The 24,243-nt window shown below is 59.8% G+C and carries 15 protein-coding genes; 9 read left to right on the forward strand and 6 right to left on the reverse strand.

Annotated elements, in window-relative coordinates:
• Positions 1–45 precede the first annotated feature (45 nt).
• From prmA to BLQ41_RS01675, 8 genes are all read left to right on the forward strand, one after another.
• On the forward strand, positions 46–924 hold the full coding sequence (gene prmA / locus BLQ41_RS01640; RefSeq protein WP_090176054.1) for a 50S ribosomal protein L11 methyltransferase: 879 nt from the start codon (positions 46–48) through the stop codon (positions 922–924).
• Positions 925–954: 30 nt separating this feature from the next.
• Positions 955–2,169: a DUF3426 domain-containing protein gene (locus BLQ41_RS01645; RefSeq protein WP_090176056.1), complete on the forward strand. Its 1,215-nt coding sequence runs from the start codon at positions 955–957 to the stop codon at positions 2,167–2,169.
• 185 nt (positions 2,170–2,354) lie between these two features.
• Positions 2,355–3,365 (forward strand): tRNA dihydrouridine synthase DusB, encoded by a 1,011-nt coding sequence (gene dusB, locus BLQ41_RS01650; RefSeq protein WP_056746229.1) that lies wholly within the window; start codon positions 2,355–2,357, stop codon positions 3,363–3,365.
• Positions 3,362–3,682, forward strand: coding sequence for a DNA-binding transcriptional regulator Fis (gene fis, locus BLQ41_RS01655; protein ID WP_007907419.1), 321 nt, complete (start codon positions 3,362–3,364; stop codon positions 3,680–3,682). The genes dusB and fis overlap by 4 nt, the downstream gene beginning before the upstream one ends.
• An 81-nt stretch (positions 3,683–3,763) precedes the next feature.
• Positions 3,764–5,371: a bifunctional phosphoribosylaminoimidazolecarboxamide formyltransferase/IMP cyclohydrolase gene (gene purH / locus BLQ41_RS01660; protein ID WP_090176058.1), complete on the forward strand. Its 1,608-nt coding sequence runs from the start codon at positions 3,764–3,766 to the stop codon at positions 5,369–5,371.
• A 151-nt stretch (positions 5,372–5,522) separates the two neighbouring features.
• The gene (gene purD, locus BLQ41_RS01665) at positions 5,523–6,818 is read left to right on the forward strand and encodes a phosphoribosylamine--glycine ligase (protein ID WP_090176061.1); all 1,296 of its coding nucleotides are present in this window, start codon (positions 5,523–5,525) and stop codon (positions 6,816–6,818) included.
• Between the two features lie 99 nt (positions 6,819–6,917).
• Positions 6,918–9,695 carry a hybrid sensor histidine kinase/response regulator gene (locus tag BLQ41_RS01670; RefSeq protein ID WP_090176063.1) on the forward strand — a complete coding sequence of 926 codons (2,778 nt, stop codon included), beginning with the start codon at positions 6,918–6,920 and terminating at the stop codon, positions 9,693–9,695.
• Positions 9,696–9,759: 64 nt separating this feature from the next.
• Entirely contained in the window at positions 9,760–10,356 is a 597-nt protein-coding gene (locus BLQ41_RS01675) for a MarC family protein (protein WP_090176065.1), read from the forward strand.
• Between the two features lie 66 nt (positions 10,357–10,422).
• On the opposite strand, the gene BLQ41_RS01680 is transcribed toward BLQ41_RS01675, so the two are convergent.
• Positions 10,423–11,250: a hypothetical protein gene (locus tag BLQ41_RS01680; protein ID WP_090176068.1), complete on the reverse strand. Its 828-nt coding sequence runs from the start codon at positions 11,248–11,250 to the stop codon at positions 10,423–10,425.
• 257 nt (positions 11,251–11,507) lie between these two features.
• Here BLQ41_RS01680 and BLQ41_RS01685 point away from each other — a divergent pair, with 257 nt between their 5' ends.
• On the forward strand, positions 11,508–12,155 hold the full coding sequence (locus tag BLQ41_RS01685) for a hypothetical protein (protein WP_090176070.1): 648 nt from the start codon (positions 11,508–11,510) through the stop codon (positions 12,153–12,155).
• 92 nt (positions 12,156–12,247) lie between these two features.
• Here BLQ41_RS01685 and BLQ41_RS01690 read toward each other — a convergent pair whose 3' ends face one another.
• From BLQ41_RS01690 to cobG, 5 genes are all read right to left on the reverse strand, one after another.
• On the reverse strand, positions 12,248–19,324 hold the full coding sequence (locus BLQ41_RS01690) for a TcdA/TcdB pore-forming domain-containing protein (RefSeq protein WP_090176073.1): 7,077 nt from the start codon (positions 19,322–19,324) through the stop codon (positions 12,248–12,250).
• Between the two features lie 537 nt (positions 19,325–19,861).
• Positions 19,862–21,565: a precorrin-3B C(17)-methyltransferase gene (gene cobJ, locus BLQ41_RS01695; protein WP_090176076.1), complete on the reverse strand. Its 1,704-nt coding sequence runs from the start codon at positions 21,563–21,565 to the stop codon at positions 19,862–19,864.
• Entirely contained in the window at positions 21,565–22,296 is a 732-nt protein-coding gene (locus BLQ41_RS01700) for a precorrin-2 C(20)-methyltransferase (RefSeq protein ID WP_090188333.1), read from the reverse strand. Before BLQ41_RS01700 ends, cobJ begins: the two co-directional genes overlap by 1 nt.
• Positions 22,296–22,922 (reverse strand): precorrin-8X methylmutase, encoded by a 627-nt coding sequence (locus BLQ41_RS01705; RefSeq protein ID WP_090176078.1) that lies wholly within the window; start codon positions 22,920–22,922, stop codon positions 22,296–22,298. The genes BLQ41_RS01700 and BLQ41_RS01705 overlap by 1 nt, the downstream gene beginning before the upstream one ends.
• Positions 22,915–24,222, reverse strand: a complete 1,308-nt coding sequence (cobG, locus tag BLQ41_RS01710) for a precorrin-3B synthase (protein ID WP_331715178.1) — start codon at positions 24,220–24,222, stop codon at positions 22,915–22,917. The genes BLQ41_RS01705 and cobG overlap by 8 nt, the downstream gene beginning before the upstream one ends.
• Positions 24,223–24,243: the final 21 nt, after the last annotated feature.

Genomic DNA, 24,243 nt, shown 5'->3' on the forward strand with positions numbered 1-24,243 from the left:
CGCAGCCCGCTAGGCTGCAATCAATATTTTTCAAAGGTGCCCGCCATGCCTTGGCTGCAAGTCCGTCTCGCCATCAGCCCAGAACAAGCCGAAACCTACGAAGACGCGTTCCTTGAAGTGGGCGCCGTGTCGGTGACCTTCATGGATGCCGAAGATCAGCCGATCTTCGAACCGGAACTCAACACCACGCCGCTGTGGTCGCACACGCACCTGCTGGCGCTGTTCGAAGGCGGCACCGAAGCCACCTCCGTGCTGGCCCATCTTGAATTGCTGACCGGCAGCCCGCTGCCCGAGCACCACAGCGAAGTCATCGAAGACCAGGACTGGGAACGCAGCTGGATGGACGGTTTCCAGCCAATGCGTTTTGGCCAGCGGCTGTGGATCGTGCCGAGCTGGCACGCCGCCCCGGAACCTGATGCCGTGAACCTGTTGCTGGATCCGGGCCTGGCGTTCGGCACCGGCACCCACCCGACCACAGCGCTGTGCCTGGAATGGCTCGACGGCCAGGACCTCAAGGACTGCAACGTGCTCGACTTCGGCTGCGGCTCGGGGATCCTGGCGATTGCTGCCCTGCTGCTGGGCGCCAAGCAAGCCGTCGGCACCGACATCGACGTCCAGGCACTGGAAGCCTCCCGCGACAACGCCGGGCGCAACAACATCGCCGAAGAACTCTTTCCGCTGTATCTGCCGGAAGATCTGCCTCAGGTTCAGGCAGACGTGCTGGTCGCCAACATTCTGGCCGGCCCGCTGGTTTCCCTGGCGCCGCAACTGTCCAGCCTGGTCAAGCCTGGCGGCCGCCTGGCACTGTCGGGCATCCTCGCCGAGCAGGGTGAAGACGTTGCCAAGGCCTATGCCCAGGACTTCGATCTGGACCCGATTGCCAATCGCGATGGCTGGGTGCGCATCACTGGCCGTCGGCGCTAGAATGAGCGCCTGCCTAAACCGGATCGCCGCATGACCGATAGCTTCGTCACTCAGTGCCCGCATTGCCAAACCAGCTTCCGTGTCAGCCACGCTCAATTGAGCGTGGCCCGTGGAGTGGTTCGTTGCGGCTCGTGCCTGCAGGTGTTCAACGCCGCCAAGCAGCTGCTTGACCAGCGGGCCGGCAAGGAAGCGGTCAAACCGGTCGCCCCGGCCATCGTCGAACCGCCGGCACAGCGCGCCATCAGCCAAAAGCAATGGTCCGCCGCCGAGCTGGATCTGGACAGCCTGGACCTGGACGAAGAACTCGCCCGTCTCGAACAGCGGGAAATCCAGCCGACCACCGAATTCGGCCGGCACCGCGAAGACACCCTGAGCGCTCGCCGGGATAACGCCGAACACGACGTTCCGTGGTCCGACAGCCTCTTCAGCGAATCAGCCGCTGATCGCGCCCAGGCGGTCGAAGCCGATCAAAAGGAAACGCGGTCCGAATCGGGCAAGCACGCGCGCACCGAACCTTCGTTTTCGCTGGAACCGGTTGATCTGGACGACGAACCCCAGGTGCCACAACTGCGCCTGAATGACCCGCTCGACATGCCCTTGCACCAAGATCGCCTGTCGGCAACCGATGTTCCTGACGACGACCTGCCCCCGATCGTCCCCCTGCGCAAGCGACACGAGCGCAGTGAATCGACCGAACGTGCCGAGGCCTTGCAAGACCTGAGCGACGATCCGCTGCAACTGGATTGGCAAAAACGCCGCTCGCCCTGGGGCCGACGGCTGTTCTGGTCCCTGCTGGTCTTGCTCGGCGCAGCCGCGTTGGCGGGCCAATACATCGCTTACCATTTCGACGAGTTGGCACGCCAGGACCAGTACCGTCCGTGGTTCCAGCAACTGTGTCCGCAAATCGGCTGCACGGTGCCGTCCAAGGTCGACATCGCAAAAATCAAGAGCAGCAACCTGGTCGTGCGCAGCCACCCCGAGTTCAATGGTGCGCTGGTGGTCGATGCGATCATCTACAACCGCGCGCCCTTCTCCCAGCCGTTCCCGCTGCTGGAACTGCGCTTTGCCGACCTGAACGGTCACCTGATCGCCAGCCGTCGCTTCAAGCCCGGCGAGTACCTCAACGGCGACCTCGAAGGGATGGCGGAAATGCCACCGCAGACGCCGATCCACATCGCACTGGATATTCTCGATCCAGGCTCCAAAGCGGTGAATTACAGCCTGAGCTTCCACTCGCCCGAGTGAAACGGTTCACCGTTACAGGCTTGACGGCATATTTCTGACTTTGACCGCTCATACCAAACCGCTGGCGATAACAGAATTACTGTTCAGATTTTGTTCAATTCAGCCTTTATCCAGTCATCGAGAGCGGGTATCATGCCAACCCTTTTTCGAACTCTCATGATCCGGCCCCACAACAGGGAAGTCCTATGTCGGCGGTACGCATCGGTCCATATACATTGCACAACGGCTTGATTCTCGCGCCAATGGCGGGCGTCACAGACCAGCCCTTTCGTCAGCTGTGCAAGCGACTGGGCGCAGGGCTTGTAGTCTCGGAAATGGTCACCAGCGACATGAGTTTGTGGAACACCCGCAAATCGCGGATGCGCATGATTCACGAAGGTGATCCCGAGCCTCGCTCGGTACAGATCGCCGGTGGCGATGCACAGATGCTTGCGGATGCGGCTCGAGCGAATGTCGAACTGGGCGCACAGATTATTGACATCAACATGGGCTGTCCGGCGAAGAAGGTCTGCAACAAGGCCGCCGGTTCCGCGCTGTTGAAGGATGAAGCATTGGTCACCGAGATCCTGCAAGCCGTAGTGGCTGCGGTCGATGTACCGGTCACCTTGAAGATCCGCACCGGCTGGGACCGGGACAACAAGAATGGTTTGACGGTGGCGAAGATCGCCGAGCAGGCAGGCATCACGGCGTTGGCGGTCCATGGCCGCACCCGTGCCGACCTGTACACCGGTGAAGCCGAGTACGACACCATTGCCGCGATCAAGCAGGCAGTGTCGATTCCGGTCTTTGCCAACGGCGATATCGACTCACCCGAGAAGGCCCGGTACGTACTTGATGCGACCGGTGCCGATGGCCTGCTGGTAGGCCGGGCAGCCCAGGGGCGGCCATGGATTTTTCGTGAGATCGATCATTTCCTGCGGACCGGCGAGAAACTCCCGGCACTGGAACTGATCGAGGTGGAACGCATTCTGCTAGAGCATCTGGCTGCACTGCACGTCTTCTATGGAGACGTCATGGGTGTCCGTATCGCTCGAAAGCATGTGGGCTGGTATCTCGCAACCTTGCCGGGCGCCAGGGAGTTTCGCGCCCACTTCAATCGTTTGGAAGATACGGAAGCACAATGCGCCAACGTTCAGGGCTTCTTCGCCGAACGTTATAAGAGCCTGACAGGGGACGGAGAAGGGGTGGCCGCATGACGATGATGACCGAGACTTTAGTGAGTGGAACAACACCCGTGAGCGACAACGTGAATTTGAAACAGCACCTCAACACGCCGAGCGAAGAAGGTCAGACCCTTCGCGGGAGTGTCGAGAAAGCGCTGCACAATTATTTCGCCCACCTTGAGGGCGCTGCCGTCACGGATGTGTACAACCTGGTGCTCTCCGAAGTCGAGGCTCCCCTGCTCGAGTGCGTGATGAACTACGTCAAGGGCAACCAGACCAAGGCCAGCGAGCTGCTCGGACTCAACCGGGGCACGCTGCGCAAGAAGCTCAAGCAGTACGATTTGCTGTAAGCATTCAATCAAACCAGAAAGGCGCCCGCGTAAAAACGGTCGCCTTTTTTGCTGACTCCTTTGCTTTTGATGGAAATTGAAATGACCGACCAGACTACCCGCCTGCCGATCCGCCGCGCCTTGATCAGCGTTTCCGACAAGACCGGGATCCTTGAATTCGCCAAGGAGCTTGAAGCCCTGGGCGTCGAGATCCTCTCCACCGGTGGAACGTTCAAGCTGCTGCGCGACAACGGTGTTGCCGCAGTGGAAGTCGCCGATTACACCGGATTCGCAGAAATGATGGACGGTCGGGTCAAGACCCTGCACCCGAAAATCCACGGCGGGATCCTCGGTCGCCGCGGTATCGACGACGCCATCATGAACGAACACGGCATCAAGCCGATCGATCTGGTAGCGGTCAACCTGTACCCGTTCGAAGCCACCATCAACAAGCCAGGTTGCGACCTGCCGACCGCCATCGAGAACATCGACATCGGCGGCCCGACAATGGTCCGTTCGGCAGCAAAAAACCATAAAGACGTGGCCATCGTGGTCAACGCCAGCGACTACGCCAGCGTCCTCGAAAACCTCAAGGCCGGCGGCCTGACCTACGCTCAGCGTTTCGACCTGATGCTCAAGGCCTTTGAACACACCGCTGCCTACGACGGCATGATCGCCAACTACATGGGCACCGTGAACCAGGCCGCTGAGACCCTCAGCACCGAAGGTCGCAGCGAGTTCCCGCGCACCTTCAACAGCCAGTTCGTCAAGGCTCAGGAAATGCGCTACGGCGAGAACCCGCACCAGAGCGCGGCGTTCTACGTGGAAGCCAAGCCTGCCGAAGTCGGCATCGCCACCGCGACCCAACTGCAAGGCAAAGAGCTGTCGTACAACAACGTGGCCGACACCGACGCCGCGCTGGAATGCGTCAAGAGCTTCGTCAAGCCAGCCTGCGTGATCGTCAAGCACGCCAACCCGTGCGGCGTGGCCGTGAGCCCGGACGCCGAAGGCGGCATCCGTCAGGCCTACGAACTGGCTTATGCCACCGACACCGAATCGGCGTTCGGCGGCATTATCGCGTTCAACCGCGAGCTGGATGCTGAAACGGCCAAAGCCATCGTCGAGCGTCAGTTCGTCGAAGTGATCATCGCTCCGTCCGTCAGCGAAGAAGCCCGCGCCATCGTCGCCGCCAAAGCCAACGTGCGCCTGCTGGCCTGCGGCGAGTGGTCGGCTGACCGCGCCCCTGCGTGGGACTACAAACGTGTCAACGGTGGCCTGCTGGTACAGAGCCGCGACATCGGCATGATCAGCGCCGATGACCTGAAAGTCGTGACCAAGCGTGCACCGACCGAGCAAGAGATCCACGACCTGATCTTCGCCTGGAAAGTGGCCAAGTACGTCAAGTCCAATGCCATCGTCTACGCCAAGAACCGTCAGACCATCGGTGTCGGCGCCGGCCAGATGAGCCGCGTGAACTCGGCCCGTATTGCCGCGATCAAGGCTGAACACGCCGGTTTGCAGGTGGCAGGCTCGGTAATGGCCTCCGACGCGTTCTTCCCGTTCCGCGACGGCTTGGACAACGCAGCCAAGGTTGGCATTACCGCAGTGATCCAGCCAGGCGGCTCGATGCGTGATGCGGAAGTGATTGCCGCAGCTGATGAAGCCGGCATCGCCATGGTGTTCACCGGCATGCGCCACTTCCGTCACTGATTTGTTGCTTGATCGTACCCACGCTCTGCGTGGGCACGCAGCCTGGGACGCTCCGCGTCCCTCGGACGCAGAGCGTCCGTAGAGGCATTCCCACGCAGAGCGTGGGAACGATCAGCCCCCCACAGAATTAGCGTCATCCGAGGTTTTTGAAATGAATGTTTTGATCATTGGCAGCGGTGGCCGTGAACACGCCCTGGCCTGGAAAGTGGCTCAGGATCCGCGCGTGCAGAAAGTGTTCGTTGCCCCGGGCAACGCCGGTACGGCCACTGAAGCCAAGTGCGAGAACGTCGCCATCGACGTGCTGGCCCTTGAGCAACTGGCTGACTTTGCCGAGAAAAACGTTTCCCTGACCATCGTCGGCCCGGAAGTGCCGCTGGTTGCAGGCGTCGTCGATCTGTTCCGTTCCCGTGGCCTGGATTGCTTCGGCCCGACCGCTGGCGCCGCTCAGCTGGAAGGCTCGAAAGCGTTCACCAAGGATTTCCTCGCTCGCCACAAGATCCCGACCGCCGATTACCAGAACTTCACCGAGATCGAGCCGGCACTGGCTTATCTGCGTGAAAAAGGCGCACCGATCGTGATCAAGGCCGATGGCCTGGCTGCCGGTAAAGGCGTCATCGTTGCCATGACCCTGGCCGAAGCCGAAGACGCCGTACGCGACATGCTGGCGGGCAATGCCTTTGGCGAAGCCGGTTCGCGCGTTGTGATCGAAGAGTTTCTGGACGGCGAAGAAGCCAGCTTCATCGTCATGGTCGACGGCAAGAATGTGCTGCCGATGGCCACCAGCCAGGACCACAAGCGCGTCGGCGACGGCGACACCGGCCCGAACACTGGCGGCATGGGTGCTTACTCCCCTGCTCCGGTGGTGACTGCCGAAGTTCATCAACGGGTCATGGACCTGGTGATCTGGCCGACAGTGCGCGGCATGGCCGAGGAAGGCAACGTCTACACTGGCTTCCTGTACGCGGGCTTGATGATCGACAAGGCTGGTAACCCAAAAGTTATCGAGTTCAACTGCCGTTTCGGTGATCCTGAGACCCAACCGGTGATGCTGCGCTTGCAGTCGAGCCTGGTGTTGTTGGTCGAAGCTGCCCTGGCGCAAGCCCTGGACAAGGTCGAAGCGCAATGGGATCCACGTCCGAGCGTCGGGATTGTGCTGGCCGCTGGCGGTTACCCGGGCGACTACGCTAAAGGCGTCGCCATCAACGGCCTGCAAGCTGCCGCCGCTCTGGAAGGTAAAGTCTTCCACGCCGGCACTGCGCTCAAGGACGGTCAAGTGGTGACGGCCGGTGGTCGGGTGCTCTGCGCTACCGCCATGGGCGCCAGCGTCGATGCTGCCCAGCAGCAGGCTTACAAGCTGGCGGCCAAGATTGATTGGGAAGGCTGTTTCTATCGCAAGGACATTGGCTACCGTGCCATTGCCCGCGAGCGTGGCGAAAATCAGGAATAAGCGATCCATTCAGCCGGGCAAGGGCCTCAGGCCCTTGCCGGACTATTCCGGCGCCGCGCATAGTACTAATCTGGCATCAACCTACGAAGGGATTTCGCCGTGCGCTGGCTCAGGATTGCCATAGGTTTCACTGTCACATTGCTGACCTTGCTCTGCATGCTCCCGGCGTCGGCCGCGCAAGGCAGTGGCTGGGCAGTATTGCTTGATGAACAGGGCGACCTGCAGCTGAGCGACATCCGTTCCGCTCGCTACACCAATCAATTCAGCCCCATCGAACTGGACCGCCTTACCGCGGCCGAGCCCGAGGGGGCGTTGTGGCTGCGCTTCAGGCTGGCGCCCGGCAAACACGAGCAATTGCTGCGAGTATTCGCCCCTGACCTGTCGCACCTCAACTTGTATGTGCTCGACGGCGACACGCTGATCGATCAATTGAACACCGGCACCTCGCAGCCCCAGACTAACCGTCCCCTGCCCAGCAGCGACTTCATGTTGCCGCTGCCACAAAGCGACAAGCCCCTCGATGTCTACCTGCGACTCGTGTCCGAACACCAGTTGCGGCCCTTCATCACCCTGCAATCGGCGATCATGACCGCCGCCAACCAGAAGCAGACACTGATTTACGGCCTGCTGTTCGGTTGCATCGGGATGCTGATCCTGCACAACCTCGTGCGCTATGCGTATACGCGATCGCGCAGCAGTGTGTGGCTCGCCGGATGCGAGGCGCTGCTGATGCTCAGCCTGCTGTTGCTCCTGAACCTGGCGGGCCCCTGGTTACCGGACTGGCATGCCGTGCAGACGCCCGGCGCCTATCTCGCCTTGCTGCTCACAGCGCCCTGCGGCCTGATGTTCGCCTATCGTTTCTTCGCCCCACTCGGCCCTCATCCGCTGAACAAGCTGTTGCTGGGGGACATCCTGTTCATCGTGGTCTGCGGCTTGTTGCTGTTGTTCGTCAACACGCTGCCGCTCAATATCATGACCTACGCCCTGGTTGCGCTGGCCGGCCTGAGCATGTTGTTCGTCGGCGCTTATCATTGGCAAAAAGGTTATCGCCCGGCTCGCCTGTTCGTTGCGGCGATGGTGGTGTTCAACATCGGCACGCTGATCATATTGCCGGCCCTGCTGGGGCTGACCCAAGTGGCTCCCCAAGGCCTGATCATCACCCTGCTCGTGTTCATCTGCATCAGTGGTCTGTTGATGAGCATTGCCTTGGGTGAACGTCAGCGCAGCATCACTGAAGATCGCTTCAGTGTCAGTCGAGACCTGGCGGCCAGCAATGCCGAGATCAACGCCAAGGCCGAATTCCTCGCCAAGATCAGCCATGAGATCCGCACCCCGATGAATGGCGTGCTGGGCATGACCGAGCTGCTGCTGGGTACGCCTTTGTCGGTCAAACAGCGCGACTACGTGCAGACCATCCACAGCGCCGGCAACGAACTGCTGACACTGATCAACGAGATTCTCGACATCTCCAAGCTCGAGTCCGGGCAGATCGAACTGGACGATGTGCAGTTCGACCTCAATGCCCTGATCGAAGACTGCCTGAGCATCTTCCGCGCCAAGGCCGAACAGCAAAACGTCGAGCTGATCAGCTTCATCCAGCCGCAAGTGCCACGCGTCATCAGCGGTGACCCGACGCGCTTGCGCCAGACCTTGCTGAGCCTGCTGGAAAACGCCCTCAAGAAAACCGACGAAGGCGAGATCCTGATCGTCGTCGCCCTCGATGACCGCAGCGCCAAACCGCGCCTGCGCATCGCCGTGCAGGACAGCGGCGTGCCGATGGAACCCGAAGAGCGTGATGCCCTGATGCACGCCGAGCTGCACAGCAAGCACTTCCTCTCGGCGACCAGCCTGGGCGGTAATCTGGGGCTGGTGATTGCCCGTCAGTTGATTCGCCTGATGCAGGGTGAATTCGGCATCAAGAGCGGCGCCAATCAGGGCAGCACCTTGTGGCTGACCCTGCCATTGGACCCTGATCGACTCGAGCATCCGACCTCGGACCTCGATGGTCCGCTACAAGGTGCACGCGTGCTGGTGGTCGACGACAACGACACCTGCCGCAAGGTGCTGGTGCAGCAGTGCAGCGCCTGGGGCCTGAACGTCAGTGCCGTTCCATCGGGTAAAGAGGCCTTGGCATTACTGCGAACCAAAGCGCACTTGCGCGACTATTTCGATGTGGTTCTGCTCGACCAGAACATGCCCGGCATGACCGGCATGCAACTGGCGGCCAAGATCAAGGAAGACCCGAGCCTGAACCACGACATTCTGCTGATCATGCTCACCGGCATCAGCAACGCACCAAGCAAGATCATCGCGCGCAACTCCGGGATCAAACGCATTCTGGCCAAACCGGTGGCCGGCTACACCCTCAAGACCACCCTGGCGGACGAGCTCAACCAGCGTAACAAAGGCCAGGCCATGTCGCAGAACTCGCCAATCGGCCCGATGCTTCCGGTCAAGGTCCCAAGCGATTTCCGCATCCTGGTGGCGGAGGACAACAGCATTTCGACCAAAGTGATTCGCGGCATGCTCGGCAAGCTCAATCTGCAACCGGACACCGCCAGCAATGGCGAAGAAGCCTTGCAGGCGATGAAAGCCCAGCGCTATGACCTGGTGTTGATGGACTGTGAAATGCCGATCCTCGACGGGTTCTCGGCGACGCAGCAGTTACGTGCCTGGGAAGTCGGCAATCAGCGTATTCGGACACCAGTGGTGGCATTGACCGCGCACATTCTCGCCGAACACAAGGAGCGCGCGCGCCAGGCTGGCATGGACGGGCACATGGCGAAACCGGTCGAGCTGTCGCAGCTGCGCGACTTGATTGAGCACTGGGTGGCGGAGCGGGATCAGCAAAACCGGGCAACGGCTCAAACCACCTGAGCCGACAGACCTCGTAACGCCTGATAGACTCCCCCTCGACTTTCCCAGACTGTGAGCCTGCACCATGCTCCATGTGTTATTCAGCGTTTACCTGAAGATGCTGGTGCTCTATAGCCCGTTCTTCGTGTTGTCCTGCTTCATCAGTCTGACCCGCGGCTATTCGCGCAAGGAACAACGGCGCCTGGCCTGGAAAGTGGCCACCGCCACACTGGTGTCCAGCATCTTGCTATACCTGTTCGGGCGCGTGATTTTCAGCGTCTTCGGCATCACCGTCGACGCGTTCCGCATCGGTGCCGGCAGCGTGCTGTTCATCTCGGCATTGGGCATGGCCCAAGGCAAGTCAGCGGTACAAACCGACAATGTGCAGCAGGATGTTACGATCGTCCCGCTGACCATTCCCCTGACAGTCGGCCCCGGGACCATCGGCGCCTTGCTGGTGATGGGCATCAGTCAGCCCCATTGGGACGACAAGCTCACGGCGATTCTCAGTATTGCCTTGGCCAGTTTTACGGTTGGCGTGGTGCTTTACCTGTCGAACCGGATCGAGCGGATTCTCGGTGACCAGGGTTTGCAGATCGTCAGCCGGTTGATGGGTTTGTTTGTCTGTGCGCTTGCAGCTCAGATCATCTTTACCGGGGTCAAGGGCTATCTGGTTCCCTGAGCCCACAGTGTCTTCTGCGCGTGCTGAAAAAGCGGCCAATGGCATGACACCATTGGCCCTGTTTGTTTAGCTGATTGCGTTCTTGCGTCGTTGAAACCTTTTGCTCAGTGCGGCCTTGTAAAACTGCCCAAGGTATTCTTCCAGATCATCCTTTATTTCGGCGTAACGAATTGGATTAAAGGTCATGTACGCGCTGCCACGAAAAATATCCGCATTCGACGTTTTCCAGTCGAAAAATAGAGGCTCTTTTTTATTGCTGCCATCGATGTAGTCAATCGAAGTCAACGAAGTGAGAATGATACCGTTCGTCATTTGATCACAAGGCATTACCGCGAGCCTGACCCCGTTCTTTTTGATCACTTCACTGCTGAACAACTTGATGGCTTCAGGTTCTTTTTTCAGGGCACCCAATGCGGTGTCGGCAATCGCACCGAGAACTGCAGCAGCGGGCAGCGCCGCTTTCGCCGCATCAAGCCCGACTTTGACGATATCGGTAACGATGTTATCCATTGTTAACTGATGCGCGCTCTTCTGATAGGAGGTGTAACCAGAATCGGCGACTAAACAGCCTGCTTCATCCATGCATTTCAGAAAAGCGAGATACCAATCTTTGGGGTTACCACTTGGAACTTCGTAGCTCGCCTCCAGCTTTGAAAACTTGATCAGGTTTTCAATAATCGCCATGTTCTCAAGGGAGATGTTTGCCCCATAACCCACCAGGGTCTCGGCCAATACCACCGCATCCAGTTCTTTGGTGGGATGACCGCTATCGGTGGCTACCGCCATCCGTTTAACCCGACCAACCGCTGGCTGTAATAACCGGCGCTTATTAATGCGCGCCTTTACCAAGGCGGTGCTTTCTTCGACACTTACAGTACTTTCCATAACGTCCATATTCATTATTCCTTTCGTAGATTTATATAGGCCCCTGGGGCACTTCTGAAATCTAACGCACCGCACACGCATCAACAAACCGAATTTGAATTCCGTATATGTACAACAACTTCGCACCCACCGCACCAACAACAATTTAAAACCAAGAAACATAATCACAGCACATTCATGCCCACACCTACTTAGCCGACTGTAATCTGCATCAGCGACATACTGCTCGCACACTTCAAACTATTCATGTTAATCAAGAGTGACTTATGCGTAACGAAACACCTTCTGGCGTGGTGACACACCACAATCTTATTTCCTGTATCGACGAACTATCCTTGCAAGACTATGACGATTTAACTGACTGCACACGTCTTTCAACAAGTTCGGCTGACCTCGCTCACAATCGCTTTGGCAACTCACAAAGCTGGCTGGATGAATATGTGCGCACACTGATGTTTCTGGGCTGGTCGCTCCATGAAGGGGCCATCACGACCCGCACCCGCGTCACTGTCTCCGGGAGCATTGCCGATTTTCTGGTGCAGCGCGCGCATACCATGAACCCCAGACAGGGTAATGCCATGATCGACACCCTGGATGCGTTGGTGTCCGATCAGCCGGCCGTACTGTCACTGGACGAGGAAAGTCTTAAAGGGCGGCGTTTCCAGGTAGCGCCATCTCGCTACGACTCAAGCGGGAATCTTCACATGGCCATTTTTAATCTTGAGCTGGTCGCCAATACCCAACAAAGTCGTTTTTTGTTTTGGCCTTGGGACAATCAATCAGCAAAGCTCGTGCAGCAGAGTGCGTTTCTTAAACTGGATAGAAATGTGCTCGACACAAAAAGGGCACTCATGGCGACTAAACTTCGCGACAAGATCATGAAACGATTTGCTTTGAGGAGGAGGCAGCCATAAACGGCTGGAAAGTGCTGTTGTTCTCCACAAACAAAAACGCCCCAATAGGGGCGTTTTCACATCTTGGTGGAAAGGAGCCTACATCCGCACCTTCAAGCCAGCGCTGAAAGCGCCGGCATCGACGGCGCACGGCTCAACGACAAGAGTTGTTTCAGCGCGATACTCTGCGAGTCATCCTTTTGCACCACCAGCGCGGCGACCAGAGTAGATACCGCGCAAGATACATACCCCTCCATAGAAAGAAACACATCGCCACGCCCACTCACATCGCCGCCGTGCACATCCCGGAATATCAAACTGTGCCCGCTGTCCGCATCGACAATCACCAAGTGCTCATCCACCAGGCTCGCCCATAACTGATCGGCGACCTTGATATCCCAGATCAACTTGCCTGGAATCAAAGGCGGCTGGCCCAATGCATAGCGGCAATCGACAATCACCGATTCAAGTTTCAACCAGATCGCCTGGGTGAGCCGACTCGCGACTTCTCCTTGTCCCATCCTGAGGACCAGGATGCTGACATCATCGGCAAGCAACGGCAGCAGGTCCTGACTTCTCGCCGGAGCGTCGATGACCTGCACTTCGGCCGTTCGCTGGACATAGTCGAGCGGCCCGGCATGGCCCTTTTGCGGATAGCTGCTCAAGCGTCCTTCTGGCCGTTCATGCAGCAGCACACTGGTTTGCTTCTGAGTGCCTATCAACTCGTAGGCTGAGCTCAAGTCGATATTCGGGACGCTGATCAATCGCCCGGTTTTAACCACGAACCATTGGTGGCTGTCGGGCGCTGCAACGGTTAGAAAAGGGGCGCATCGCTGCTCGTTCGCCAGCGCCAGCAAGGCCTCGCTCAAGTCACCGTTACGGCTGGCAACCCAATGACTGTCGACGCCGGTAACCAACGCCGGCTCCCGATAATCCAAGGCCAGCTCGATGCCTTCAGGCGTTGTTGCCCGCAGGCCCGCGCCGTCGACCGTCACCTCGGCAAAGCGCCACGAATCCCACTCCTGCTGCGCTGCCGGCACTGTCGTCGCGGACACCTGTTGCGAACCCTCGGCGAACGCCTTATCCAGAACCGCGACGTCGATGAAGTCCTGCCGATACACGCCTCCCGTTGAAAGATCAAACAACCAGACAGCCTGCCCATCCGGGGTGACATTGAGCAATCGCACCGGTTTTCCATGGCCCAGGCTCGAGAGCAGGAGCCGATCGCCCACATACCAGGCGCACAGCTTCGCGTTGCCTGGGGTGCTGCTCAAACCCAACAGTGCAAAGCGTGAGACCGGGTACTGCACCGCAATGCCGGGCAATGCCGACCACCACTGCGGGCGATCCCGGAACCAGACGTCGGCCAGCCCGCCGAACTGCAGATGACCTTGTTCGTTCAGATTAAAAAACAGTCCGGTATCGGTGAGGGCGACATAACCCGAATCAAGGGCAATCACCTCCTTCAACCCCGTTGGCGCGATGTGCATGTTGACCCATTGCCCGCGATCACCTGCCACTGACCATTGCTGGCGCACCAGAGTGCGGTGGGTCTTATCAAAGATGACCATCACGTCGGCATCGGCGCCGGCAGGGGCAATCAGCACCAGGTCATCCAGCGTCTTGATCGAATCCGGCCACCCTCGTGCGCGGTGCCCACGGGCAGGTGCGCGAATGATCCTGCGATCCCTGTCGCGAACCCACACCAGATCCCGTACATCGGCCTCAATCAGCCAGCAAACAGAGACCAAAGCCGCAAATTGCCAATCAACCGTATGGCTGGCCTTGGGCGGCACAAAGTCGCCCAGGATTGGCGTCCAGTCAGCCAGCGTATCCCCCGCCAACAATCTCGCTAACGCAGGGTCGAGGTTGCGGGTGATGGAGCACAGCAACGCCCTCTGCTCGTGAATCAGAAAGACAAGTTCATCATGAGTGCCGTCCTGGCGCGACACCTTCTGGACGATCTGAATGGCACCGCTGGCCAGGAGAGTAACGCCGGTGATCTGTGTATCGGCATTGGTCACCCACAAGCGATAGCGCTGGATGAGCGTGCCGGTGGTCGCGTCGACCTGCCAGATTTCATAACCCTGGGGATGATAGAAGTAGGCGCAGCCCTGCACGACGGTGCCCAGCATTACCTCGTCGGCCAGCAACACGTCGTTGTTACGGATATACAGAAAACGATCCTGAACCGCGTCGTAAAAAGCCACGACAGTCCTGGGCTCGTCCGGCTTTTCAAAGGGAACGACAAACCCGTGGACCGGGGTGTAAGGCATCGCCAGCCTGTGCGCTTGAGCCAGCATCTTGAAGTGATCGAGTAATGCCTGCTCATCAAGCGTGACGTCGGCTTCTTCCTCGATCAACACCAATTGCAGGGTGTTCTGGTCCAGTCGCATCACCTTGTTGCCCGCCAGGTTGAACAGCACTTCGCGCCGGGCGGTCCCCGTCAGCTTGACGTCGACCATGCCGACCGAGAATCGGTCGGCATGTGTTATCTGGAGAGCCTCTTCGTCGAGCCAGCGGGCCTCAATCACCCAGCGCATGACGCCATTACCCGGCGCATCGAGCTCCAGGCTGACCCCGGGGTTGAGCAGGACGGAGCACTGGGCGCCGGCACCTTCGATACGGTAGGTAATCAGGTCGTGCCACACCTTGGGCAGCACTGGCACCACCAACGTGCGGTCGAGGCGGTCGAGGCGGACGTTGAACACGGTGGGTTTGTAGACCGGGTTCAGCCGACTGATCACGTATTCGCCGGGAAACGAATAAAACGAAAACAGAAACTGCAATCGACCATCGCTGTCTTTCTGCTCCAGGCGACGCGCCGTATCAAACCCGGCGTCATGGCGGGTCGTGACAAAAGGCAACAACGTGTAATCGTAGCCATACCAGGTTTTGGGCGTGCAGGGCAGCACGATCGTCTGGCCGGCCAGTGGCTTGAACGCAGCCGTGCCGGGCAGTCCAAGCCCCTGACGGATATTGATGGCGCGCTCATAATCGACATCGAAATCCGGGACACCCAGGTGGTCACGTAACGGGAATAATCTCGGGCTGTCGAAGCGCACGGTCGATGCGCGCAGGTCCAGTTCGGCGAATCCCGGCAGTGGATGAGCGATCCAGGTATTGGAGGCTCCGTCCAGGTGATAGCCGCCCTGTCGGTAAGCTTTTTCGAGGCGGTCAAAAAACAGCCCGACCTGTTTGGCTTCTTCTGCGATGGCGGCGAACCCTTCGGCCAGCGCGGCAACGCCCACGGCCAGACCGCCCAGAATGACACTCACGCCGCCCAACACCGCCGCAGCCGTACCGGCCCCAACCAGACCGGCGCCAATGCCCGCGGCAGCCAGTGCCGCGCTGGCGGAATCGAAGGCCAACTGAGTGCCAAACTGCGCCTTTTGAATGTCATTGGCCGCGTGGTTCAACTGATAGATATCGAACCCGACATTCACCAACCCCAGCACGGTTCCCACCCCTTCATTGCCGATATGCCCCAGCGCCCCGCGCACTAACGGAGCACTGGTTCGAGCAATAATCTTCTCGTCGTTCAGCGCCTGCCGGACCAGTTGGATAACACCCAACACATCCACCACATTGCCATGCACCAACTGGGCATGGTTCACATAGGCATGCAGGCGAATGGCCGTGGTCAGGGCATTGTTCTCTTCGCTGGCGGCGCCTTCGTGATGACGCAACGCGTTCATCAAGGCTTGAACGGTAAAACCGGCGTTGAGAGTGTGGACGCTGCCGGCCTCCGTGGGATCAACCTCGTTGACGGGCTGGCGGCCGCCCAGGGTTTCGAACACCCGGGACAGGTATTGCTTGATCCCGATGAATCGATGATCGCCGGTGCTGACAACCGTAATGGCTTGTTCGGCTTTGGGATTGACCAGACTCAATGTGTACTCGCCGGTCGGCGTGACGTGCAGCGTTTCAAACAACGGTACGGTATCCGCTGACAGTTGATGCTGCGTCTGTAACTGGCGGGTCGCCTGCGCAATCTGCGCTCCCCACCCCTGCGCATCAAGCTCCAGCAATGAACGCCCCAGCGCGGCATTGTTCACCAGGGATTGGCCACGACCGCTGGCCAACCGTTGCCGCAGCGGGGGTGTCATCAGCTCCGGCAGCGGCCCGGGTTCAAACAGACTGGAAAGCGGGAGGCCGGAATGGAACTGCTTCCGGTTCAGTGCCTGGCCATCGAGTGCGATCAGATCAAACTGCGGGTGGCCCCCGACGAAGGACGCCGAGTAGTTCCTGGCCATTTCGTGCTGGATGAAAAAAGCGGTCAGCGCCTTGCTGAACGAATCCGCTCCATCGAATTCGAAGACGCCAAAATTCGGATCGAAAAAATGCCAGGTGCTCTGCTCACCATTGATTGTTCTGGCGACCAACATCGCATGACTGTCAGTGTTGAGCATCAAGGTGCAGGTCGTGGGTTGCGCCTCCAGTCGTGCCACGACACCGGCCAGATCAGCGCGAGGCAACGCCATGCCGATCTCGCTGAGTTGAATGCCGCGAAGCTCCTCGAGCATGCTCAAGAAGGATTTGGAATCGCTGTCATTGGGGGCGATGACGCCCAGATAAAACCGCTCGCGCAACGTATTGCCCGCCTGACCGCCCTTGGTGATCGCACCGGCCATGCTCAAGGCCAAGGGCAGGCAACGTCCGGCCACGCGGTCGCCGGTTCCTTCAAGCAACAAATCCTGCGGCACCAGTTTGAAATAGCCTTCGTCGAAACTGCCCAGCACCTCCTCTGCGCGTTCGACAATCCGGGTCCGGTATTCAAGCTTCGCCACTTGCTGAATCCGGGAGACTGACTGGCCCCATTGATACAGCGTCAGGTCCTGCGCAAGCGCTTGCTGCCGGAGCTGCGTAGCCGTTTCAACGAAGCTCGGCGAGTGCTCGGTAACGCTGCTCAACCCGGCCTCGAAAGCGGGGCTGTGCACATTGAACATTGCATGTTCTATCGCCGAATAAGCGAGGGACGGCCCCAGCTCCGCCACCGTATTGGCGAGGTTTTCCAGCTTGGCGCTGACGGCGTCGAAGCTTCGGTTATCCAGCATCCTGGCCCCCGACAATGCCCCCAGCATCAGGCGTTGCAACGGATTCACCTGACCGATAGGCAACGACTCCCTGGCGATCCGGTTGAGCAATTCCCCCACCGCCAGATCTCGCGTGTCGGGGTCGGGGAGCGAAGCCGGCGGCCGCACACTGGCCTGCTGCGCGATGATCAGTTGCCGGTCATCGAAGCTCAGGGACACCCATCGATCGAATGTCACGCTGCCGGTATGGCGTTGACGCATGGCCTCCAGGAACGGCTTGCCGAGATGATCGGCCAGGCGCTGCAACACATCGGTGATCAGCACGTGGCGACCTTCGATAACCGGCCAGCCTTCCTCGAAATCAATGCTTTGATAGTCGAGCAACTGCACCAGATCCCCGGCGTAGCGCGCCTTGAACGCCCCGGCCTTCCAGCGTTTTTTTTCCTCGGCGAGCCATTTGTGAGCATTGCCCTCGGCCTCTTTCCAGGAGTGGTCCTGCTCCTCTTCGGTAAAGCGGTTGACGCTATCGGCGAGTAACGCCTCGGCGTTCCATTGTTCAACCAGTCCGGCGGTGTAAGGCATCTGCAAGGCATCCGCCATTGCGAGGCGTACCGCTGCGGGCCCGGTGAGATAGATAGTGCTGTCACCGTCCGGCAGCAAGCCATCACCAAAATAGCCGACGACACCCTTCATCAAGAACTCGATAGCCACTTCTTCAAGTTCGGGCAACCTGTCCAATGGGCCGAACGTTTGCAGCGCAACGTCCCGCGCGATCTTGCCCATCGCCCGATCATCGGACAAAGGGACCCCGTCCTGGACGGCCCGCTGCGTCACTGCATCGAGAAAGTCATAGTTGATCCTGAAGCGTTCGAGCACGGCACCCAGCATTTGCGACTCCGCATGCGCCATCATCCATGCATTACTGAGGCTGTTGGAGTCGATGACAGCGCGCAGACCTTCGAGTCGTACACGCTGGTCTTGCGGGGCAAGAAAAACGTCGGTCAACGCAGGTGTGTTCCTGGCAAAGCGCTCCAGGGTTTCGCGATGTTGAAGAGGAATACTCTCCAGAAAACTTGCGTACTTGTTTGCCTGACGGCCCGGCATCCACTGCGGGTTGTGGTTGAGCAGCAACTGCAAAACGCCTAGCCGCGCATTGGGATCGAAGCGACTGATATCCACCGCGCCAACGGAATTGGCCAATGGCGGCAGATTATCGACATCGGAATAAATACCGCCTTCGGCAAACAACACTTCGGCCCGCAGCACATCAGAGGCCGCTGCCAGGTTTCCCCGCAGTCCGATTTCACGCTGATAGATATCGTTCAATTGAAACGAAGACTGTTCTGTTTTTACATCCCGTAGTTGCAAACCATCAATAGTGATGCTTTGCAGGTTTTTATCGCGCAACGCCTTGAGCGCAACTTCATCCTGAGCATAAGCGTGCACGAGAAGATCAATTCTCGCGTCGTCGGCACCTCCGCCTTTTTTTACCACCTCGTTGATATGCTCGAACATCTGCGTTTTGAGTACGATCGCCCGCTCTTCATAGAGTCGACCCAGCTCTTCGGGGTTGTCGAGCCCGTCTCCTCCCTGGCTCATGGCGTGCGCTTTGGCCGCCTGGATAATGATCCGGTTGGTTTCGTGGGCGAGCATCGCGTCACTGTCATACCAGAGTTTCAAAGTAAAACCCCGGTGCCCCAGCACCTGCTTCCAGACATTGATGTAGTCGCGCTGAATAGCCCCCAGACCGCCCCCCAGCCAGACAAAATGCAGGATCTTCGGCACTTCGACGGGCATCGATTGAAGGAGCGTGACGTGGCTGTTCAAACGGTCCTGAAAGGCTTCGACCCTGTCGTGGATCTCCATCAGGTCCGGCGCCTGCGTACCCTTGGGGAGAGGCGGCTGCTCCAGCTCAGAGGCGCGTCGACGGCGCCCTTGCGGTGTCTGCAAGGACGCCAGGGCTTCCTTGAGCAACGCCACGGGTTCACGTTGTCGCTCCGGGGCCAAGTCACGGGTACACGCAAGGTAATACCGTACGATCGCCTCGTATTCGGCCGTTCCTTTGAAATCTTCGAGCGCCGTTTCAAGTTCAGCGAGTTCAAACAAAGCGGCAAATCCCTTAAAGCCGTCCGCCATCCGGTTATCGTTATTCATAACGCATCACATCCTGTCATCGTTGAGAACACTGGATAAAAAACAGTGGGCGGCGCAGCGCAATGCCTCGATATGTAATCGGAGCGCGACCCATCGTTAATGATTGGAAAAATTAGAAAAAGAGCTGATTAAACAATGCTTGATCGAGCAAGCCCGCAACTGCACTTACCACTGAAACTCGCCCAGCCGCACAATCACTGCCAACTTGTAAAAACACTAAACGACGACCACGACAACTTCAACCAACTCGCAAACCGAGTAATTAATTACACTTAATCCGACATATAAGTGTAACTTTTAATCTTGGCCTGACATGTTTATTAACGACGTGCGCGCGACCGCAAACAACACGGGCTGCGTCGGTTGTTTCACAACATGACGGTCGGAGTAAGGAAGCGTCCTGGGTGGACGTGGGCATTTTCCAGCCGCGTTATGGCAATGTTCGACGGGTATCCCGGCATGCTTCCGGTGAGGCGCGGTGAAAATTCCTACGCACTCAAAGGCGGAACAGCGGCCAGCCGAGCTGGCCGCGACGGCTTAACCGGCCGGCTTGTCGCCGTACCAGCGTGGCGTATACACCCACTGACCGCCCTCGGCACGAGGGAAGGTGCAGGTTGTGGAAGAACCGATCAGCACCATGGTGCGCATGTCCACCTGATCCGGGGTCAACTGCCCCAAAGTGATAACACGCAGGGTCTGCCCCGGACGACCGATGTCCCGCCCCAATACCACTGGCGTTTCAGCGGTGCGGTGCTGCGCGACAATCTCCAGCGCACGGCCCAGTTGCCATGGGCGGGAACGGGATATCGGGTTATAGAACGCCAGCGCCAGATCAGCCTGAGACGCCAGGTCCAGGCGTTTTTCGATGATCGCCCATGGCTTGAGGTTGTCCGACAGCGACATGACGCAGAAGTCATGCCCCAACGGCGCACCGGCCTGGGCCGCCGTCGCCAGCGACGCAGAGACGCCCGGAAGGATTTCCAGATCAACGCTATGCCAGCTCGGCTCACTCGATTCGTGCAACGCTTCAAGCACGGCGGCGGCCATGGCAAACACGCCAGGATCACCCGACGATACGACCACCACCGAGCGCCCTTGCGCGGCCAGTTCGAAAGCATGGCGAGCGCGCTGCATTTCCTCGCGATTGTCGGTGCAATGCAGCACCTGATCATCACGAAACGGGCCGGCCATGCGCACGTAGGTTTCGTAACCGAGCACATCGTTGGCACGCGCCAGTTCAGCCTTGACCGCCGGCACCATCAGTTCGGCGGCCCCCGGGCCCAGACCGATCACCGCGAGACGTCCGCGTGCACGACCGATCTGCGCCAGGTCCAGCGGCTGGCTGGCCAGCGCAATCGCCAGGCCGTTGCCCTGGGAAACGATGGCTGCGTCAGGCAGCGCATGGCGGGCCAGTTCGCTGACGTCGCCACCAACCGAGGCAAAACGCAGCGGCACACCCAACTCAAGCGCCGCTTCACGCAACGCCGGGTTGGCCATCTGCTGCTCGCTTGCCAGCAGGCACGCCAACGATTGCACGGCGATGTTCGCCTGCCGCAGCGCCGTGCGAATGGCACTTGGCACCTGCGCTATGTCGCCACTCACAGCCACCAGCACGCTGCGCGGGTAGATCATCAATTCATTGGCCGCTGGGGCGCGCTCGGCACTGCCGATGTGGATCGACAACGGTGCCTCGGGATCTTCAGGCAACTGCGCTTGAGCCAGCCACGGTGCAGCACCTTCGATGCGCACGTGTTGACCCGCCAGCAGGTCCGAGACAAAGCGCTTGCCCAGTTCCAGATCACCCAACGTATAACCGCTCGGTGGATTGAGCAGGCATGTGCCAAAGCGCAATTCGCCACTGGTGGTGATGGCCGCAGAGACGTCGAGCCCGGCGGCTATTTCCCGCGCCATGACGTTCACGCCACCCAGCCCGCCCAGCAGCGGCACGACGGCACTGCCGTCTTCGGCCACGGCCAGAACCGCTGGCTCGGCGCCTTTTTCCAGCAGCAACGGTGCCAGGGTGCGAATGACGATGCCGGCCGCGCACAAGGCAATGATCGGGATGTCCTGTTGATAGAACTCACGCAAGGTCGCGCCAAACTCGAGATAGACACGGTCAGCGCCTTCAACCCGCCCGGCCAGGCCATGGATCAATGCGCCGGGATAAACCTGCGCAATCTTGCGCGCAGTGGCAAGGCTGCCATTGCCCAGAATGACAATCGCCGGAACTGGACGGGACATCAGCCTTGCCACCTTTCGCCAGGAACGATGATCAACGAGAAGTAAGGCGAGGACATCGGCTCGACCTGATCCAGCGGCACGATTTTCTGGTTGGCCATGGTCGCGCGCTCGACGTACAGCGCACGCTGCGCCAGGCCGAGCTCTTCGAGCACCTGGCGGACCTTGGGAAAGTTGCGCCCCAGCTTCATGATCACCGCCGCATCGGCATCGGCCAGACGACACTTGAGATCGTCATGCGGCAGCACGCCGGACAACACCGACAGGCTCTGATTGCGATACACCAGCGGCGCGCCCAGAACGGAAGCGCCACCGAGCATCGAGCAGACACCCGGCACCACTTCGGCTTCATAACGTTCGGCCAGACGATCATGCAGGTACATGTAGGAGCCATAGAAGAACGGATCGCCTTCGCAGATCACCGCCACGTCTCGGCCAGCGTCCAGGTGCGCGGCGAGTTCTTCGCCGGCCGCATCGTAAAAATCGCTGATCACTTGCTCGTACGACAGCGGCGCCGGCAACGCCTCGGTGGTCACCGGGTAGACCAGTGGCAGCAGCGTTTGCGCGTCCTGCAAATGCGCTTCGATGATGCCGAACGCATTGCCCTTTTTGCCCTTGGCGACGAAATACGCCACTACAGGCGACTCGCGCAACAGGCGCAGGGCTTTGACGGTAATCAGTTCCGGGTCACCGGGGCCGACGCCCAGGCCGATCAAGCGTCCAGGTTGCTGCATCATTCGATCTCCGTGGCGAGGGCATTGACGGCGGCGGCGGCCATGGCACTGCCACCCAGCCGGCCTTGCATGATGACAAACGGCACGCCGCGACTGTCCGCCGCCAGCGCTGCTTTCGATTCGGCGGCGCCGACGAAGCCCACCGGGAAGCCCAGAATCAGCGCCGGTTTCGGTGCGCCGGCATCGAGCATTTCCAACAGATAAAACAGCGCGGTCGGTGCGTTGCCGATCACCACCACACTGCCTTCCAGGTGCGGACGCCACAGTTCCAGTGCGGCGGCGGAGCGGGTGTTGCCCAGCTCAAGGGCCAGCTGCGGGACACTGTCGTCGCGCAGGGTGCAGATGACTTGATTGTTCGCGGGTAACCGCGTGCGGGTCACGCCTTCGGAGACCATCCGCGCATCACACAAAATCGGTGCGCCAGCGGCCAGCGCATCACGCCCGGCCTTGCCCGCGCCGTCGGAAAATTGCAGACCATCGATGGCATCGACCATGCCGCACGCGTGGATCACCCGCACCGCGAGTTTTTCCAGATCGGCTGGAATACGCGCAAGGTTGGCCTCGGCGCGAATGATCGCGAAGGAGTTGCGATAGATCTCCTGACCGTCGCGGATGTAATCAAGCATCAAGGGGGCTCCGTGAGCGGGCGTCGAGCAATGCCGCGACCGCTTCAATAGTAAGGTTGCGTGCGTGCAGCGCGCCGAATCCCGGCTGCGCTGCATCGCGAAAATAGAGGTCGTAGTGACCGGGAGAAACCGCCAGCAACGTGACCGGCGCAATGTGCGCCGCCGCGCAGGAACGCTGGCAACCGGACACATGCACATCCAGGGTCTTGTCGTGGCCTTGCAGCAACGCCGCCAACTGCCGGGCATCGCCCTTGGTGTCGGCCAGGCCTTTGCCGCAGCCGGTCGAGCCAGTACAGGCAATCAGGTGCGCCAGGGCATCGTCGGCCGAGCAGCGCAGGCCGAGCTGTTCAAGGCGGTGGATAACCTGAGACACCTCGTCGACAGGGACACCCGGCAACAGCAGACTTTGCCAAGGCGTGAAGCGCAGACTGCCATCGCCGCGCTCTCGCGCCAGTTGCGCTACACCCCTGAGCATCGCGGGATTGAGCCGGCCCAACGGCGGCACCGCGCCGATATAGACACGCCCGGCATCACGCTGCGGGTGCGCGCCGATGTGCAAGACGCCGGAATTGACTGCGCGCTGCCATCCCTCGATGGGCTTCAATGGCACGCGCTCCGCCAGACGAGCCAGAAATATTTCGAGCGAGCATTCGCTGAGCAAATGCCTCATACGGGTCTGCTCGGGGCGCGCGCACTCCAGAAACAACTCCAGCACCGCGACCACCAACGCGTGGCCCTGCTCCAGCGATACCGCGCCCGCTGGCAGATCCGCCGGGCATCCCGCCAGCCCGAAGGCGAAGACGCGCTCGCCGTCGCGCTCGGTGGCGGACAACCACAGGTCATGAGGATGCTCGAGCATCGCCAGACCTTCGCCGCCGTCGAGTTGCACGGCGAATTTGGCGCTTAGGTCGTGGAAGCGTGCATGGTTTTGCAGCGTGGCAAGGATCTGCCCGGCCAGCGGACGCGTGTCGAACAGCATCTGCTGATCGATGCCGGCGCTCGGGCTGAGCATCAGGTTGCGCACATCGTCGCCGGCGGCGCTGTTTGGCCCCAGTCCGGCGGCCATCAGGCTGTCGATCAAGGCACTGTGTTCGCTGCCGATCCCGCGAATCTGCAGGTTGGCGCGGTTGGTCGCCTCGATCACGCCGCCGGCAAAGCGCTCGGCGGCATCTGCCACCGCGTCGGCCTGCGCCGCACTGATCGAGCCGCCATTCAATTTGATCCGGCAAATGCCGCCATCCAATGCCTGGACGATACGCAGCAACCCCGGGCAGGCCGAGGGGCGTAAGGCAGTGGACATCGGACGTTCGTTCAAGGGCGC

The organism is Pseudomonas arsenicoxydans (genome assembly GCF_900103875.1).
GTDB lineage: Bacteria > Pseudomonadota > Gammaproteobacteria > Pseudomonadales > Pseudomonadaceae > Aquipseudomonas > Aquipseudomonas arsenicoxydans.

What these genes read in the sequence shown, in the direction of transcription:
- prmA (WP_090176054.1), top strand. Translation starts at nt 46, where the DNA reads ATGCCTTGGCTGCAAGTCCGTCTCGCCATCAGCCCAGAACAAGCCGAA.
- BLQ41_RS01645 (WP_090176056.1), top strand. Translation starts at nt 955, where the DNA reads ATGACCGATAGCTTCGTCACTCAGTGCCCGCATTGCCAAACCAGCTTC.
- dusB (WP_056746229.1), top strand. Translation starts at nt 2,355, where the DNA reads ATGTCGGCGGTACGCATCGGTCCATATACATTGCACAACGGCTTGATT.
- fis (WP_007907419.1), top strand. Translation starts at nt 3,362, where the DNA reads ATGACGATGATGACCGAGACTTTAGTGAGTGGAACAACACCCGTGAGC.
- purH (WP_090176058.1), top strand. Translation starts at nt 3,764, where the DNA reads ATGACCGACCAGACTACCCGCCTGCCGATCCGCCGCGCCTTGATCAGC.
- purD (WP_090176061.1), top strand. Translation starts at nt 5,523, where the DNA reads ATGAATGTTTTGATCATTGGCAGCGGTGGCCGTGAACACGCCCTGGCC.
- BLQ41_RS01675 (WP_090176065.1), top strand. Translation starts at nt 9,760, where the DNA reads ATGCTCCATGTGTTATTCAGCGTTTACCTGAAGATGCTGGTGCTCTAT.
- BLQ41_RS01680 (WP_090176068.1), bottom strand. Translation starts at nt 11,250, where the DNA reads ATGGACGTTATGGAAAGTACTGTAAGTGTCGAAGAAAGCACCGCCTTG.
- BLQ41_RS01685 (WP_090176070.1), top strand. Translation starts at nt 11,508, where the DNA reads ATGCGTAACGAAACACCTTCTGGCGTGGTGACACACCACAATCTTATT.
- BLQ41_RS01690 (WP_090176073.1), bottom strand. Translation starts at nt 19,324, where the DNA reads ATGAATAACGATAACCGGATGGCGGACGGCTTTAAGGGATTTGCCGCT.
- cobJ (WP_090176076.1), bottom strand. Translation starts at nt 21,565, where the DNA reads ATGTCCCGTCCAGTTCCGGCGATTGTCATTCTGGGCAATGGCAGCCTT.
- BLQ41_RS01700 (WP_090188333.1), bottom strand. Translation starts at nt 22,296, where the DNA reads ATGCAGCAACCTGGACGCTTGATCGGCCTGGGCGTCGGCCCCGGTGAC.
- BLQ41_RS01705 (WP_090176078.1), bottom strand. Translation starts at nt 22,922, where the DNA reads ATGCTTGATTACATCCGCGACGGTCAGGAGATCTATCGCAACTCCTTC.
- cobG (WP_331715178.1), bottom strand. Translation starts at nt 24,222, where the DNA reads ATGTCCACTGCCTTACGCCCCTCGGCCTGCCCGGGGTTGCTGCGTATC.